Genomic DNA, 16,357 nt, shown 5'->3' on the forward strand with positions numbered 1-16,357 from the left:
ATAAGCGCCCTGCTCAAGGTAAGCGGGCGCTTTTGTTCTTTTTATCCTATCCGGGAATCAATCAACTGCTTGGGGATATTCGGTGCAGAGCAGGCGGTACGGCGGTTCGTCCTCCTCAATCTCTGGAAATCTTCCGATCGGCTCATAGAACCGGTTGTCATTCTCATCATCATTGCACATGGAGACTTCGCCTAAAAGCACAGGACCTGTTCCCGGCTCCAGTTCAAAGTCATGATACATATAAGGATAGACCGTAATGCTCTCACCCGGCTGCAGCTTCACCTGGGTGCCTGCCGGAACTGTAAATTCTTTTCCGTCACAGTTTACAGTCACGTCCGTGTCCGCGAACTGCCCGTCTTCGGTGGAATTGTAGACGCGGATCAGCACATTGCCTCCGCCCCTGTTGATAATATCCTCCATCTTATCCCAATGGAAATGCATGGGCGCCATCTGGCCTTCTTTGATGTAGAGAAGTTTTTCCGCATAGGTCTTTGTATACTTCTCATTCTTCAGGTTGCCGTTGCGCAGCGTGATCAGGGAAAAACCAACCTCATCGAATCTGCCCAGTCCGTAATCTGTAATATCCCACCCCAGCATGTTGTCACGGATCTCATCATATGCATGGCCTTTGTGCTCCCAGTCTTTTGGTGTAAAACCGCAGAATGGAGGAAGGGCAAAACTATGTTTCCGGATCATGGCTTCCATTTCCTTTAATGCTGCGTTAATCTTGGATCTTTTCATTGCTCTATACTGTCCCTTTCCGATTCCCGCGCACCTGACAGCGCTCTCTCTTAACCAGGTGCTGCGGGGATATAAATGTCTTTTAGTCTGCAGCTTTCCACTCGTCAATCTGTTTCTGCATCTCGTCAATAACTTCCTGGATCCCTGTTGCCTCCAGTTTTTCCTGCAGCTTAGGCAGGTATTCGTCAGGGTCTACACTTCCTGTATACAGAGATTTTCCGAACTCATCCAGTACGTTTCTGAAGCCTGCCACCTGTGTGCTCACCGGTTCCAGGTTAAAATCGAATCCAAAGGACGGGGCTTCCTGGGAGGCATCATTGAATTCCTTGAAGGTATTCCATTTGTCAAGAGGCTCATTCTCCAGCACATAGGTGTTGAACAATCCGCCCTGTACCCAGTATGGTACCGCATAGTCTTTGTTTGCACCTGGTTCCAGTTTCACTTTTGTATCATAAATGTAATCTTTGCCTTCTGCCGCAGCTTTTTCCTCTTCCGTAGGCTCTGCCTTGGTCCAGTGAACACCTTCAATACCATAATTCAAGAGGTTTCTCAGATATTCATCTGTATTGACCAGATTTAAGAATTCCATGGCCTTTTCCGGATGTGCGGAGTTTTTATTGATAGCTGTCAGAGCGCCGCGGGCAGATGCGTTTGTAACCTGGGTATCCATGATGGGAGTGGAAACCACCTCATATCCCAGATCCTTGCCCCAAAGCAGTTCCGCATATGGCTGTCCGTCGCCTTTTGTCACAAAACGTTTGATGGATTTGTCATCCGTTGCTGTTGCTGCGTCTTTATTGATATACCCAGCCTCATAATATTTTCTCATGGTCTTCAGGGTGGATTTCATCCGGTCTGTCTCAAATACATTTTTCACAGTCAGTGTATCATCCCCGTATTCAATACCCACAGGATCCTGGATCTTATCCATATAAGTAGGTGCTGAGTAATCCTTGGTCAGATAGAAGGGAACGACTTCCGGCTCGTTTTCTTTGATCAATTTCAGCCATGGCTCCAAATCCTCCAGTGTCTCAATCTCTTCATACGGAATGTTGTATTTGTCCACATATTCTTTTGTGAATACCCACATAGGACAGTTGCCGATCTCTTTTTCACTGGGCACACCGTATGTTACGCCGCCTACTTTTGCGGCTTCCCAGAAGCGCTGGTCAATGGCGTCATACATCTCTTTTCCTTCCTCTTTCAGAAGGTCATCCAACTCCAGAAAAGCACCTTTTTGTGCATTCTGCAGATAATCATTTGCCCAGGAACAGGTAAAGCACATATCCCAATCATCGCCTGTGTTGATGACAACCTGCATTTTCTGGTTATAGTCGCCCCATGCAACATTGTTTACTTTGATCTTTACACCGATCTTTTCTTCTGTATATTCATTTACCTTTTCCAGAACCTTTGGTGCGTCTTTCTGCGCATCACCAACCTGGTACCAGACAAGTTCTACAACTTCTTCTCCCTTTTCATTGGTTTCTGTTTTCTTGCCGCAGCCGGACAGCATTCCTGCAGTCATCACTGCTGCCAGAGAAACTGCCAGGGCACGTTTTACCGTTCTATATTTCATTTTATTCTCCTCCTCAAATATGTCACTCTTTTTCAATTATTCTTTCACTGCGCCTATGGTCAGGCCATTTACGAAATACCTCTGGAAGAAGGGGTACGCAAAGATGATCGGCAGGGTTGAGATAACCACGATCGCCATCTTTATGGTCTCTTTCGGCATATTTTTAGCTATCTGCAGTCCATTGACACCCATCATGGCTTTATTGCTGGCCAGCCAGTCAATGGAACTTTCAATCTTGATCAGCAGGTACTGAAGGGGGATCAGGTCCTGGCTGTCTATATACATCATAGCATTAAACCAGTCATTCCAGTAGCCCAATGTCAGGAAAAGCCCGATTGTGGCCAGACCCGGCATAGCCATGGGAATGACGATCTTGAAAAACAGTCTCCACTCGGAAGCTCCGTCAATCTTGGCTGATTCTACAACGGAATCCGGTATGGTGGTCTTAAAGAAAGTCCGAAGCACAATAACATTGAACGTATTCAGACACAGGGGCAGAATCAGCGCCCATATGGAATCTTTCAGCATCAGCACCTTGGTCACGATCAGATAGTTGGCAACCATACCGCCGGAAAACAGCATGGGTATGGTGATAACTGTAGTGAAAAACTTTTTAAATGCGTATGTTTTTCTGGACAGCGCATAGGCATAAGTTCCGGTAAGGAACAGGCCCACGATAGTTCCCGCCACTGTGACCAAAATGGTGACACCGTAGCTGCGCAGGATGTTTTCTCCGGCGCTTATAATATAATGATAAGCATAAAGGCTGAGTTTTTCCGGTATGAACTGGTAACCGTTCATGGCTAGGGTCTGCTCATCTGTCAGTGAAATGATGATGACAAAGATAAAGGGCAGGATACTTACCAGTGACATGACTGTCAGTATCACATTCAGCACCACGTTGGTGGGCTTTTTGACCTTGTTGTATTCGCAAACCTCAGCCTCCATCTTTTCTATCATTTTGGCTTTTTTTCGTTCTTCTCTTCTTGAAGACATTCTCCTTACCTCCTTCCTAGAATAGTGCGTTTTCGCTGTCAACCTTAGATACCAGTTTGTTGGCGATCATGATCAATACAAATCCCACGGTTGACTGGAACAAGGCTGCTGCGGAACTCATTCCCAGCTCGCCGTTTGTCTTCAGTGCACGGAAGATATAGGTATCAAGTACATTGGTGACCGGATACAGAGGACCGGAATTCTGTGGAAGCTGATAAAACAGGCCGAAATCTGACTTGAAGATTCCGCCTACTGCCATGATCAGCAGTATGGTGATGACCGGTTTTAAAAGCGGCAGCGTAATGTATTTTATCTGCTGCCATTTGCTTGCGCCGTCGAGAACGGCTGCCTCATAGTATGTCTTGTTGATACCGCAGATGGACGCCAGATATACCACCGTATTGTAACCGATTCCTTTCCATTGGCTCATGAAAATAATGATAAAGGGCCACATGGATTTCTCCGTATACCAGGAGATCCCATCTACACCAAAATGTTCAAGTACGGAGTTAAAGTAACCGTTTTCCGGGTTTAAGAATGCGAAGACACAGTAGCTGACAACTACCCAGGATAGGAAGTAGGGCAGAAACATGGAGCTTTGATAGATTTTAGCCATGCCCTTATTGCGAAGTTCGTTTAACATTAATGCCACAATAACGGGGAGCACGACACCAAGGATGATGAATGCAGCATTATATAAAACCGTGTTTCTCAAAATAATCCATGCGTCACCGCTGGAGAACAGGAACTTAAAGTTGTCGAAGCCTACGAATTCACTGGATAAAAGACTGGTGAAAAAGTTGCTTCCGGTCAGACGGAATTTCTTAAAGGCTACCAGGATACCAAACAGTGGTAAATATGCAAACAGGAAAAACCACACGGTTCCCGGAAGGCTTAACAGCAATAGTTCTTTGTTGGTCTTGACACGGGTGAAGAAGCTTATCTTTTCTTTTTTCTTCTTCTGTTTCAATTGAATACCTCCCTCTCATCCCGTCAAAATCCCTGCCGGCATGGGGTTTTGGCGTTCTGTTTTGTATATATTTACTATACATGGGTAAGGGGAAAAATTATAGTTGAGAAATTGTAGGTTTTCTGTACGAATTCTAGACAGAGGAGTGGAAAAATTAGTGTCAACTGGAGAAATTCTAGCGTGTGTCTGAAAATTGCATAAAAATAGACAATCACCTTTGTGCGGTGATTGCCTATCTTACCGGATCAATGATAATCCACGGTTTTCGTTCTGTTATATCATGATCTTATTTCTTCAACTTCCTGTTTTCTTTCCATCCGGAAAGCATCACACAGGCTGCGCCGGACAGAAACAGAGCCAGAAACCATATAACGGAATCCGCGGTGTCCCCTGTTTTTGCGGCATTGCTTTTGGATGCGGTATTCTTATTGCTGCTGCCCAAACCCGATGCTTTTTCTTTTATAAAGGTAACCTTTAAGGTCAGACCATCTTCGTATATAGCCTCAGCGGTATAGGTGGAATCCTTCAGCTTAACGGTTTTACCATCATACAGAACCTTGTCTGCCTGATAACCGCTGTCCGGTTTCACCTGATATGTCTGGGCTTCTAACCGCCGGACCTTTATCTCCTGTTTTCCTGTATACTTTTTTCCGTCTACGATCACAGAACCGTGTTTGCCAATATCCAGATTTACCAGGTGTTCATCCGGTATCTGTGTTGTCAGTTCTGTACTTTTTTCCTCTGTGCCGGCTTGTACCGGCTCAGTTATCATAAAACACAGACACAGCATAACGACCGCTGCAAAGAACTTTCCTGTCCTCATGCATGTCCTCCTTTCCTTTGCCCTATATCTTCTCAAATCCGGTTATGGCTGAACATTCTCCAGTTCGGCAGTAAATGTGACTGTGCTTTTATAAGTACCGGCTTTTGCCTTATTCCATGTATCCTGAGGTATGTGGATCGCCAAAGGTATTTCCTTCGGCTGGCTGCTCCTCAGCTCCGCCTCATTCCAAACTCCCTTGGAGAATGGTATATCTTTTGACTTATCTAAAAGCATATAGGTAAATTCTGCTTGTCCGTCATCGTTCTTAAATTTCTCTGTCGTGGCGCTCACAGTAACCTGCTGGCTGCTTCTGACGTTTCCCGTGACTTTCAGTGCACCGCTCAGGTCTGTATCGACAGTCCCATAGGAAACCGGAGTATCCATGGGAATCGTCAGTACATAGGATGAGTCTATGGTTGCAGTCAATGTGGTCGTATCCTGCTGGCTGCTGGATGACCCATAAACCGGAAGCGCAAAACTCCCTGTTATGATCACACTCAGAATTCCTGCCATGATTTTTCTGTTCATTGTTTCTCCCCCTTTTAGTTAATATCGACAACTTCCATTTTGTAGGTCATGGTTCCGGAATAATCACCGGCCTTCACCTCACCTGCGTCCGCATAAACAGCTGAAAAAAAGATGCTTCCCCCGTACGTGGGCACGGTTTCCTCTGCCTGGTATTCAGCGATCACCGAATCCGTACTTACCTTGTTCTTACCCTCTTTGTCCATGCTGACATTTGTCTTTACTGCAGCCTTGTTATCTGTCCTGTTCAAGATCACAACACCATCGGTGATATTCTGTCCATTATTCTTCCCAATCTTAACCTGCAGCTTTTTGCCCGGCTCAATATTGATCTGGGTAACATCAAGTGATTTTTCTACATCCGTATCAGAATTGATCGTAGTCTGGGGGATGCTGACCATCCATGCATTTGGCTCCGTGTACCGGATCGTCATATCCTTGTCTGTAGCGGCTGCACTTACCGGCATAGCCGCTGCTGCGGTCATTGTCATGATCATGATTCCCACTGGTATTCTTTTCTTCATATTTGCCCTCCTCTTACTCTATGACATTTAAAGTCAGTTTTATTTCCGAACCGTTTAGCGGTGTCTGTTCTGCATCCATTGCAAAGCATTGGTATTTGAGAACTGCATTTTCGTATTCCCCTGCCTCCAACGCCTGATTTATGTTTATTTCATAGACCGCCTTGCCCGGTTCCAGCAGATCGGATTCCCATAATACAGTACCATCACTCAGCAGGATAGATACTTTGAAATAACAATTATTCTGTTCCGGATTAAAAAGATTCACAGACTGCCCGGTTGCCCCTGCTTTTAAATTCATAGCATCAAATCCCGGAATATCTATGGTGTCTGTGTTCTTTTCCCCTGAATATGTTTCCTTCTTTCCTGTCCAGTCCTCGGCACTGTTATCAACCTTTTCTATACTTTTTTCTTTTTCCGGATAAGGGTTCCATTTCATACCTACAGCAACCCCTATGCCCACTGCGGCTGCCAGCAGTATGACGGCTGCCGCGATCCATATTTTTTTGTTCTTCATTTCCCGCCTCCACTACTCTACGGATACCGCAAAAGTCAGTGTACCGCTGTAATTTCCGGCCGGAACTGTACCGCTGCCGTCGGATGTTGCCGGATCACCAAAATAAATTTTCCGGCTGTCGGAACCCAGGTCTGAAACAGACAAGATTTCTATGCCTGTGGTCAGCGGTCCGCTCTCATTTGAAACAGATGTGAAAACCTCTGCGCTTCCGCCCATTTGTGATAAAGCAAGCGCTCCTTCCTGGCTAATCTTTGTGGAGTCAGAGACTTTGACTTTCACTTGTTTTCCTATATCCGGAAATGTCATGTATACTCCGCTGACAGAAATATCGGCCTCATGCATGCTGCCTAATTCCAATGAAGTCGGAATCGTCAGTGTATACATATTTTCCAGAAGTTCTGAAATTGTGATCTTGGAGTTAGCAAATTCTCCTATGTATCTGTTCTGCGGAGTGGTTATCACATGGTCGCGGCCTGTCATGTAAAGATAATAAGAATCATCATTTTCATGATTGCCGGCCACTTTATAATCCATTCCGTCTACATTCACGGAAGGAATTCCGGGTTGGTTTTCCAGTATTGCCCTATATACATAATTCCCATTCCCATCTGTGGGACTTCCGCTTACAGGGCCTTTAATACTTCCGCCGGTGATCACAGTGTTTTTTGCTGAGCCATTAGAACCGCCGCCAATTCCGCTTCTTCCATACTTGTCTGACGCTTCTACAGTACCGCCGGTTATGGTAATGTGGTCTGCGCTTCCATTACTTCCACCTCCGATACCGGCACCATTGGTTCCTCCTTTCGCTGTGATAGTTCCCCCGTTTATGGTGATATTACCTGCCTTCCCATTGGATCCTCCTCCAATACCGGCACCATTGATTCCTCCTGTTGCTGTGATGGTTCCCCCGTTTATGGTGATGTTACCTGTATCCCCATTGGAACCACCTCCAACACCGGCACCATTGATCCCTCCTGTTGCTGTAAGACTTCCATCCGACATTCCATCTCCTGCAGCGGATGTTATGATCAAAGATCCTGAAGTGACATTCCTAAAGTCCAGTCCTGCATTACTGACATTGCTTGTCTTCAAAGTATTTATACCGCTCAGCTTCAGCGTAAGCCTGGCAGACGGGTCTACCAAAAGAGCTGCTCCTGAGGAAGTATTGATCGTTAAATTCTCAATTGTGATGCTCCCCTCAAAATCTGGTGCTACCACGATTCTGTCTCTTGTTGTATTGCCGGTGACTGTATAATCCCCACTGCTGCTAAACGTCAGAACGTTTTTGTCATATACCCATCCATCCTGCGGGGTAACGGTTAGATCGTTTAATGCAAATACCTGGGGATTTGGATTCTGCTGCCCCTCAGAAACATTCCCGTTATCCGGTGATAAAGCCTTATCCGTATCCTCGGTTACGTTTCCTGCTTCACCTGTAACGATTCCTGCTTCTTCTGTCACATCATCTTCCTTTTCTCCATTCTGATCCACGCTTTCCGGTTCTTTCTCTTCCGATGTCCCGATATTTTTCTCTTGTTCGGACGGATCTTCAACTGCCGGCGATTCGATGTTCCCCTGCTGCTCCTGCAAAACACCCGCGTTCGTGTTTGTTTCCTGCTCTGTCTCAGCTGCATAGACCGGATTTCCCATGGAAAAAGCCATAACAGATATCCCCAGCAATGTAGTCCGTATACAGGTCTTACAGCCGCGTCTTTTTTGCTTCATAAATATGCTGCGCCTCCCTTCAACTGTTTTCATGCATAATACATAGATCCAGCATAGCACAGCAAAGAATTCCGAAACAGTATTGGAAACCCAAACTCCTGCTTTTATACCGAAAGACAAAAAAGGCAGGGATAATCCCCGCCTTCCTTACACTTACTCTTTCCTTGTTCCTGCCTTTAACGATATCTCACCATTGACCCTCTTTCTCAGCCGGAATAAAAAATCATGCTCCCTTGGATATGCTTTGAATGTAAGGTCCATACCGGCCGTTTCACGGACAAGCTCTTCCACATATTCCCGGGACGTGTACTGTTCCAACGCCTCAAGCGCCCGCAGATCCTCCATGGCCTCTCTTAAAACCTCCAGCCTGATGGAGGAAAACGGCTGTCCCTCCGGCCCCGGATAGACAAGGAAGGCATCCCCTGAGGGGAAACTCTCTCCGCTGTCTGTCACGGCAAAAGGGTCGATGTGCTGCAGGGAAAACCTGGTATTGTAAAAATTATATCCCCACTGAAGAAATCCCTGCATCCGGTACAGATAGAGCTGCACACCTAAAATGCGGTTTCTGCGGGAAGGCATTGCAAAAAAACGATTGCTCACATCCACCCCCTGAACGCAGCAGTAATACGTCCACAGATTGGGAATCCCCGCCTCCAGAAACGGTTCCAGATGGTCAGAGGCGACCACCGGACATGAGGCCAGACCAAGACGGTAGAATTCAAAGTCACTCAAAGCATCCAGAATTCTGCAGTCACCCAGTCCCCGGCGCATACACAGAACCGCGCTGCGGTAACTGTCTATATCGTTCATCCCCGGCTCGTCGGATACATGAAACCAGGTATGCTCCAGCACACCATTGTCCTGCAGATACCCCTTTAGCTGCGGCAGAAACTCCATCAGGAAAGACCGGTATTCCTCTTGCTCCGCACAGGTATCCCATCCGAAGACCTGCTGCTGCCTGCCGTTTACCAGCGCCATGATCTTGGGCGCGGACCGGGCACCCCACTGGGTGAACAGCGGCGCCATCTCAATCCAGGCAATGCCGCACTCCCGGCACATGGCGATCCATCTTCCCAGCCTGGAAAACCCAAACTTCCAACCTTCCTTCGTCCGCTCTGCCTCTACCAGCTGGACTGTCGTCCGCTCCCCGCCCACAGCCGTATCCATGGGTGGTGTGAACAATGGTGTCAAAATCATATTTATTCCGCTCTCTGCTGCCAACGTGATAAACTTTCTCAGGATCTCCCAATGCTGTTCTGAAAAAACAGGTACCCTATAGTGATCCGCCAGACAGTCCGCATGAAGCCACTCCGTATGCAGCAGCCTTTGAGCCGGCAGTTTTCCACCGTGCACTTTGAAGACAACCGCCTCTTTCCACAATATTTCCCCGTTTTTCACACGGGCGGATACCTCTATCGTATGATCGCCGGGCTTCATATCCTGTCCGACACATACCCGGATCCAAAGCGCCCTCCACTGTCCCGGCACAGCCCGTACGGTCCCGTCCGGCAGAGGCTCCAGCACATCGGGGAACATGCCCGGTTCCCTGGTCAAATAATCATCATCAAAAGAACCGCTGCAAGGGTAAGCACTGGGCACAAGCCCTACCCGAAATATACGAAAGGAGATTCCCGGATGGCTGTGGATCTCAAAATGCAGGTCCTCCTCCAGCATATGGGATTCGTCGTACTCCACGGTGTAAGCGATCTGAAATGACGTCCGCTCCCCGGCAAAACTCCCCGCACAAAGGGGATGATCCCGTTTTTTGGGCGGCTTTCCCGGGAAAATCTTATCCAGGGAATCCGCCAGACAAAAATCATACTGATGCATATATCCTCCTCTTCCCCGCCGCTTAAAAAATTTCCACCTGCACTGCGCAGTCGGTATGATCAAAGCGGAAACGCACGACAGCATTGTCTTTTTCCACTGTGAACCTTCCCTTATTGGAACTTCCGCTTCTGGGATACCCGTCCCCGCAGTAAGTAGCTGACAATGTCCCATAGGTGGAAACCGCAAAATCATAGGTTCCTGCATAAGGCATCACAACACTCAGGGTGTATGTGTTATTTCCTATATAATACATCCGCGTCACTTCACTGTTGGAGTCGTTTTTCACGGCCCCCACATAAGGCTGGAAACTCCCGTAAACCACCACCTTTTCCGGAAGCTTGATCCCCGTCTCCGGGTCATAGACTTCCCTGGCGCCGTACGCGATCTGAAGCTCCGGATTGGCAGCCTGCTGTCTCAGACGGTGCCCTTCCTGCCACAGGCGCTTTACTGTCTCCTCCTGCCCAAATCCCATAGGACAGGACGGACTCTTTTTATTGATCTGATAAAATGTCTGTGTGTCTATGGTTCCACTGTCCCCCCGCTCCATGGTTACCGGGGCATCCCCCAGCATCCGGCGGAAGGGGATCTCAAAAAATCCATTCACATTATTCACTTCCAGCCACCGGTATGTGTACTCCAGAAAATGGTTCCGTTTTTCAAAATCCTGATGGGCAAACCAGGCGATCTGATCATATCCCCACCAGTCTTTTAAGGCAAGTTCCTCCCTGGAATATTTGGCGGGGTTATCCACCACAAGGCCTCCCCAGTTGTCGTATTCCATCAGATAAGGCATGGCCTGTGCTGACCAGCCATTTGGATTTAATCCGCCCTCACTGTATCCCTCACGGACCAGTACCAGGTCTGTACCCTCCCGCTCCAAAAGCGGAACCCGGGTAAAAGGCATGGCATGATAGTCAAATAACAGCGTTCCCCGCCGGTTCACCCCATGTGTGTGGGCATCCAGCAGCACCTTATGTCTCCTGCCATGAACAGACGCATACCTGCGTATCATCTCAAAAAGCTCCTGCGTCTTTACCATCCCCCGGTCATTTGCCGTATAAAGATGTACCTGCCCCATATGGAGTGCTTCATAGCCGCAGTCAATATAGCGCGCTGCCCGGTAGTAAAACCACATCCTGGCTTCCTGTCTGTTCAGATCAGGGATTCCCCCATTCTTTTCCGGTTCCTCTCTGTGGCTGACAAATCCCCCCGGCTCCCCGGGAAACAGGGTATCTGCCAGACAGAAGCACCTGTCCTCCGGCTCCATCCCAAAATCATGGAACACAAACTCAGGTATCTTCACGGTCTCTATCCTCTCTGTCACCCACTCAAAAATACAGGCCTGCAGGATTATATCCGGGTCTGCCTCATGTACCCTTTCTGCCAGTTCCTCTGACCTGGCAAAATGCACCCGGTCATCCTCCGTCATATACCAGATCCCTGAAGCCCGCCCCAGGAATTTCACTCCCAGCTCCCGTATCACCCGCAGGTCATCCGAGAGGGTCCTGCTCTCATAAAGCCCTGCCGCGGTCACTGCCCGCGACAGATAATTTTCCAGGACTTCCTTTGAAATCCTGCCGTCAAACTTATAATCCATCATCCCGGTTTCCCTTCTCCAAAAATGTAACGATGGAGGCAATATTGGCCCCTGTAGCGCCCTCTGCCATCCGATCGTCCTTTCCCCGCATCACACTTGGCCCCACTGCATCCAGATGTATCCATGCAACCCCTTCCTGAATAAATTCTTCCAGAAAACAGGCAGCCACACTGGCCCCGGCGCCTTTGCCGGGCGCATAGTTTGCCAAATCTGCGGTATTGCTCCAGGCCAGCAGTTCCCGGTAATGCCTGTCCAAAGGCAGTCTCCATACCCGTTCTCCGGCCTTACGTGCAGCACATGCAAACCCGCTGCTCACAAAATCATCGTTTGAGAACATTCCCGTCATGTTATCTCCTAGTGCTGCCTGGCAGGAGTATGTAAGCGTAGCCAGATCCAGGATCCTTTCTGCCCCCTGCTGCTGGGCATAAACCAGGGCATCGGCCAGGATAAGCCTTCCCTCTGCATCCGTGTTATAGATCTCCACCGTGCATCCGTTTCCCATGGTGATCACATCTCCCATCCGGCACGCCTCCGGGCCAATGGCATTCTCCGCCAGAGGCAGCACTGCCATAAGGTTTTCCTTCGTTCCCTCCCGGACAAGGATCTCAAAAGCCTCCAACACGTTAGCCGCGCCGCACATATCGAATTTCATTCCTTCCATTGCTTCAATAGACTTTAAGTGATAGCCGCCGCTGTCAAAGAGGATCCCCTTTCCCACCAAAGCAGTCAAAGGCCGCTCCAACCCCCGCTCTGCGGTGAGCACTGCCAGTTTGGGTTCCTGCGCGCTGCCCCGGTTCACTGCCAGGATACCGCCGAACCCTTGGGCTTTTAACTCTTCCCTGCCCAGTATCCTGCACGCTACACCTAAATCCGCGCCCAGGTCCCTGATGTAAGCAGTAAATTCCTCTGTTCCCAGGTAATTGGCCGGAAGATTGCCGAGACTTCTGGCATGGGCCATACATCTCCCTTCCAGTTCCCCGTACCTCACGGCACGTTCCAGCTCCGCGTCCTCTGCCCCATGGCTTTCTATATAAAATACCGTGTCCCCAAAATCTGCCAGGCTCTCCCGCATCCTAAATATGTCTTTTCCCTGAAGGTCTTTTAATCCTTCTTTCCGGAAACGGTATGCCCCCTGGCAGACAGAGCGCACGATCAGGCGTGCTGCCTCACTTTGCTGCTCCAAAGGGATTTTGTCCAGAGGGATCTTAAAACAATCTCCCCTCTGTTTTCCCAGCCGGTTAAACTGTTCTGCCAGCCGTCCGGCATCCGTGTGATCCGGTATCACTTCCGTACAGGCAGGCATATCCAAAGCCCCCATCCCGCTTGTCTGCAGGTATTTCAGAATAAATTTCATGTGGTCAAATCCCCGCTTTCCATTTTCTGACCGTCCTTCACATGCAGAAGCAGGGTCTTTATCTCATAAGGATGCAGGGATACCCGAATTTCAGATGAAGTGAAGGGGCTTTCCGGTTCTTCCATCAGATCACACTCACACCATTTGTCAACGTGAAATCCTGTCCTTATGCTTACTTCCCCCCGTTTTCCCTGGAATTCATGGAATCTGAGCACGATCTCCTCCCCGTTTTCCGCCTGTTTCAGCGCGTCTGCCACCAGGTTATCCCTGTCAAATGTCAGTATGCTCCCGTGCACAGCCGCGGCGCCTGCCTTGGCTTTTAGGGGCGTATTCAGGTCAAATGCCTCCTGCTCGATGGCCGCGTTGTACCATTCTTCCATATGTGGCAGCAAAGAATAGGTGAATGTATGGCTGCCCAGGTCCGCGCTGTAGTCAGGGTCTGTGGCTGCTTTTAAAAGGGTCAGACGCATGGTGTTCTCTTTCAGGTCATAGCCGTATTTACAGTCATTAAGAAGCGCTGCCCCGTATCCGGTCTCCCAGATATCCACCCATTTGTGGGCTGCCACCTCAAACTTGGCTGCCTCCCAACTTGTATTTCTCGTGATGGGACGCCGGATATTTCCGTTCTGGATATCAAACCTGGCGTCCACGGCCCGGATATCCACGGGAAATGCGGCCTTCATCAGTTTCTGCCGCTCCTGCCAGTCAACTTTTGTACAAAAATCTATGCGCCTCTTTTCGTTATAGAGACACATGGTCTGGCTGATCCTGCTCTTATGGTATTTCCAGCAGAAGGACACCTCCGTGCCAAGCCCATGTCTCCGAATCCGGATTTGGGTGCAGTCGGTGATCTCTTCCCTCTTTCTGTCAATGCCCGGCTCCAGTTCCCAGGCGTCAAAACAGCGGGGTTTGTCCTCAAAGATCTGGAGTACATTGGCACAGGCGCCACGGGGCAGGATCTCTCTTTCGGCCTCCCTGTCATAGATCCTGGAAAGCTGTCCCTTTTCATTCCAGCTGATTTCATAGAAAGGCGTCCGGATCTCCCCGGCTTTCACAGTCATCTCCTCCGGCTGTTCCCGGGGAATTTCCTCCGGCTGCCACTCTATGTCCGTGTAGGCGAAAGGCTCCATATCCCTGACCAAAACATACGCGCCTTCCTCTTTCCATACACAGGGAAGGGGATCCTTTGACCCACGGCCTCCATTTTGCATCCGGTAGAAATTCCCGGTACCCACCTGCTGCGCACACAGAGCTGCTGCCTCCTCCACGGGAATCAGGACAACCGAAGTTCTCAGCCAGTTGCTGTTGTTAAATACCGAAAAGAGACGCGCACCCGTACATTTTTGTACAAGCACCGCATCCACAGCCCCTCCTGTTTCCCTCAAAAGAGCGGCGGCTTTTTCATACTCCGTGTGGCTGTCCTCATAAACCTCCTTTATGGAAGACCCCGGCAGAATGTCATGAAACTGCTGGCAGAGCACGATCTTCCAGGCGCGCAGAATCCTCTTGGCGTCGTATGGAACCTTTCCAAATATCCTGGCTAACACCGACTGTATCTCCGCATCCCTGAGTGCATATTCCATCCTGCGGTTCATCCGTTTGTTATACGCCTGGGAGGTATAGGTCCCCCGGTGGAATTCCAGATAAAGTTCCCCGTCCCACACCGGAAGATAGCCTCCCATGGGGTTCTCTTCTATTGTCTTGTTAAGATCACGGAAATACTGCGTCACGGACTGTTTTTTCACATGGGGAATCCCCGGCATTTTATCCGCCATCTCCAACTGACGGAGCATATCCCGGTTTGGCCCGCCTCCCCCGTCTCCATAGCCGTAGGAGATCAGCAGTTCCCGGTTCAAATCTTTGTTCTTATAATTATCCCAGACACTTTTCACTGCCCTGGGGCCGGAGTTGCCGTTATATGTATAGTAATCCTCTCCGGGGTCTGAAGTAGTCACAAAGTGAGCGGTCACCCCGGTCCCGTCAATCCCCTTCCAGATAAAGGTGTCATAGGGCAGTCGGTTGGTGTCATTCCAGCTTATTTTCGTAGTCATAAATGTATCCACACCGGACTTCTTTAAAATCTGGGGAAGGGCCCAGGAATACCCGAATACATCCGGCAGCCAAAGGAACTCGCTCTCATAGCCGAATTCTTTACGGAAAAAATTCTTGCCCACCAAGATCTGGCGGATGATAGATTCTCCTGAGGCGATATTACAGTCACACTCTACCCACATGGCCCCGGAAGGCTCCCATCTGCCCTGGGCCACACGCTTTTTGATATCCTCATAAATGTCAGGGTAGTCCTCTTTGATAAATTCATAGAGCTGGGGCTGGGACTGAAGAAAATGGTAATCCCCATATTTCTCCATCAGGCGGTTCACAGTGGAAAAGGAGCGCGCAGCCTTCTCTCTGGTATGGCACAGCCGCCACAGCCAGGCCACATCAATATGGGTATGGCCGGTCATTGTCACACTGACATCCGGTTTTCCGCGGCCATCCAGACATCCGTCCAGATACCCCGCAGCCTCCGCCGCACTTTCATAGAACGCTCTGCTTCCCGGTTCGGTAAAATCCACAAGGCAGAAAGCCTTTACCAGTACATTCAGGATCCATTCCCGGTACTCGTTATCTGCTCCCAGGGCCTCATATGTCTCAAGCGCCGCTGTGGTCAAATAGTACAGATCATCGGTCCCTTTATCCAGCACACCCATCTGCGCCCGGCGTATCTCCATCACATTGTCCTTTGGAATGCCTCCCCCGCTAAGCCCTGTCCAAAGCCTGAATTTAAGACTTAGCTTCTGTCCACATACTTCCGGGTCCAAAAATACTTCCCGGTGATTTCCGTCTACTGCCTGATATGGTACGTCATTTAAATAGAGAAGACTTTCAAAGTTCCCGTTATTTCCGGTTCCCGCCAAAGCACCGAAGTCAAAGAGGCCCAGTACCTCTTTGCCCCAAAGCTCCCGCGGTATTTCTGTTTCCGTGCTCAGCCAGTAATACTTGTCCCAGCCTCGAAAGGAAAATCCCACGCCAACCTCCATAGGGTTCTCCCCGGATGCACAGTCCCCCTCCTCCCAGAACAAAAAAGAGGGAATATCCCAAAGATTTTTGTACCTAAGCTCCCGAAGTTCCTCGGCCAGGTTCTTTATCCTGTCAAAATCATGAAAATCAAACGGCAT

Annotated in this window: 13 protein-coding genes; all 13 read right to left on the reverse strand. The window is 49.1% G+C overall.

The genetic code is table 11. From position 1 onward, the window contains the following. Window positions 1–57: 57 nt before the first annotated feature. Entirely contained in the window at window positions 58–741 is a 684-nt protein-coding gene (locus tag CI595_RS05445; protein WP_095172406.1) for a D-lyxose/D-mannose family sugar isomerase, read from the reverse strand. 82 nt (window positions 742–823) lie between these two features. Beyond that, the gene (locus CI595_RS05450) at window positions 824–2,320 is read right to left on the reverse strand and encodes an ABC transporter substrate-binding protein (RefSeq protein ID WP_095172224.1); all 1,497 of its coding nucleotides are present in this window, start codon (window positions 2,318–2,320) and stop codon (window positions 824–826) included. A gap of 36 nt (window positions 2,321–2,356) precedes the next feature. Next, window positions 2,357–3,316, reverse strand: coding sequence for a carbohydrate ABC transporter permease (locus CI595_RS05455; protein ID WP_095172225.1), 960 nt, complete (start codon window positions 3,314–3,316; stop codon window positions 2,357–2,359). Between the two features lie 16 nt (window positions 3,317–3,332). Then, window positions 3,333–4,286, reverse strand: coding sequence for an ABC transporter permease (locus CI595_RS05460; RefSeq protein ID WP_065543214.1), 954 nt, complete (start codon window positions 4,284–4,286; stop codon window positions 3,333–3,335). 286 nt (window positions 4,287–4,572) lie between these two features. Next, complete coding sequence (locus CI595_RS05465; RefSeq protein WP_095172226.1) at window positions 4,573–5,109, reverse strand: hypothetical protein; 537 nt, start codon at window positions 5,107–5,109, stop codon at window positions 4,573–4,575. A 42-nt stretch (window positions 5,110–5,151) separates the two neighbouring features. Then, window positions 5,152–5,637, reverse strand: coding sequence for a hypothetical protein (locus CI595_RS05470; RefSeq protein WP_095172227.1), 486 nt, complete (start codon window positions 5,635–5,637; stop codon window positions 5,152–5,154). Between the two features lie 14 nt (window positions 5,638–5,651). Continuing rightward, window positions 5,652–6,158, reverse strand: a complete 507-nt coding sequence (locus tag CI595_RS05475) for a hypothetical protein (RefSeq protein ID WP_095172228.1) — start codon at window positions 6,156–6,158, stop codon at window positions 5,652–5,654. Between the two features lie 13 nt (window positions 6,159–6,171). Continuing rightward, entirely contained in the window at window positions 6,172–6,672 is a 501-nt protein-coding gene (locus CI595_RS05480; RefSeq protein ID WP_095172229.1) for a tRNA (uracil-5-)-methyltransferase, read from the reverse strand. Between the two features lie 12 nt (window positions 6,673–6,684). After that, window positions 6,685–8,397, reverse strand: coding sequence for a hypothetical protein (locus CI595_RS05485; RefSeq protein WP_095172230.1), 1,713 nt, complete (start codon window positions 8,395–8,397; stop codon window positions 6,685–6,687). A gap of 153 nt (window positions 8,398–8,550) precedes the next feature. Next, window positions 8,551–10,227 carry a DUF4091 domain-containing protein gene (locus tag CI595_RS05490; protein ID WP_095172231.1) on the reverse strand — a complete coding sequence of 559 codons (1,677 nt, stop codon included), beginning with the start codon at window positions 10,225–10,227 and terminating at the stop codon, window positions 8,551–8,553. A gap of 22 nt (window positions 10,228–10,249) precedes the next feature. Beyond that, window positions 10,250–11,827, reverse strand: coding sequence for a hypothetical protein (locus CI595_RS05495; protein ID WP_095172232.1), 1,578 nt, complete (start codon window positions 11,825–11,827; stop codon window positions 10,250–10,252). Beyond that, the gene (locus tag CI595_RS05500) at window positions 11,814–13,178 is read right to left on the reverse strand and encodes a M17 family metallopeptidase (protein WP_095172233.1); all 1,365 of its coding nucleotides are present in this window, start codon (window positions 13,176–13,178) and stop codon (window positions 11,814–11,816) included. The genes CI595_RS05495 and CI595_RS05500 overlap by 14 nt, the downstream gene beginning before the upstream one ends. Next, window positions 13,175–16,357, reverse strand: a complete 3,183-nt coding sequence (locus CI595_RS05505) for an alpha-mannosidase (RefSeq protein ID WP_095172234.1) — start codon at window positions 16,355–16,357, stop codon at window positions 13,175–13,177. The genes CI595_RS05500 and CI595_RS05505 overlap by 4 nt, the downstream gene beginning before the upstream one ends.

The sequence above is a fragment of the Blautia hominis genome, from assembly GCA_002270465.1.
GTDB lineage: Bacteria > Bacillota > Clostridia > Lachnospirales > Lachnospiraceae > Blautia > Blautia hominis.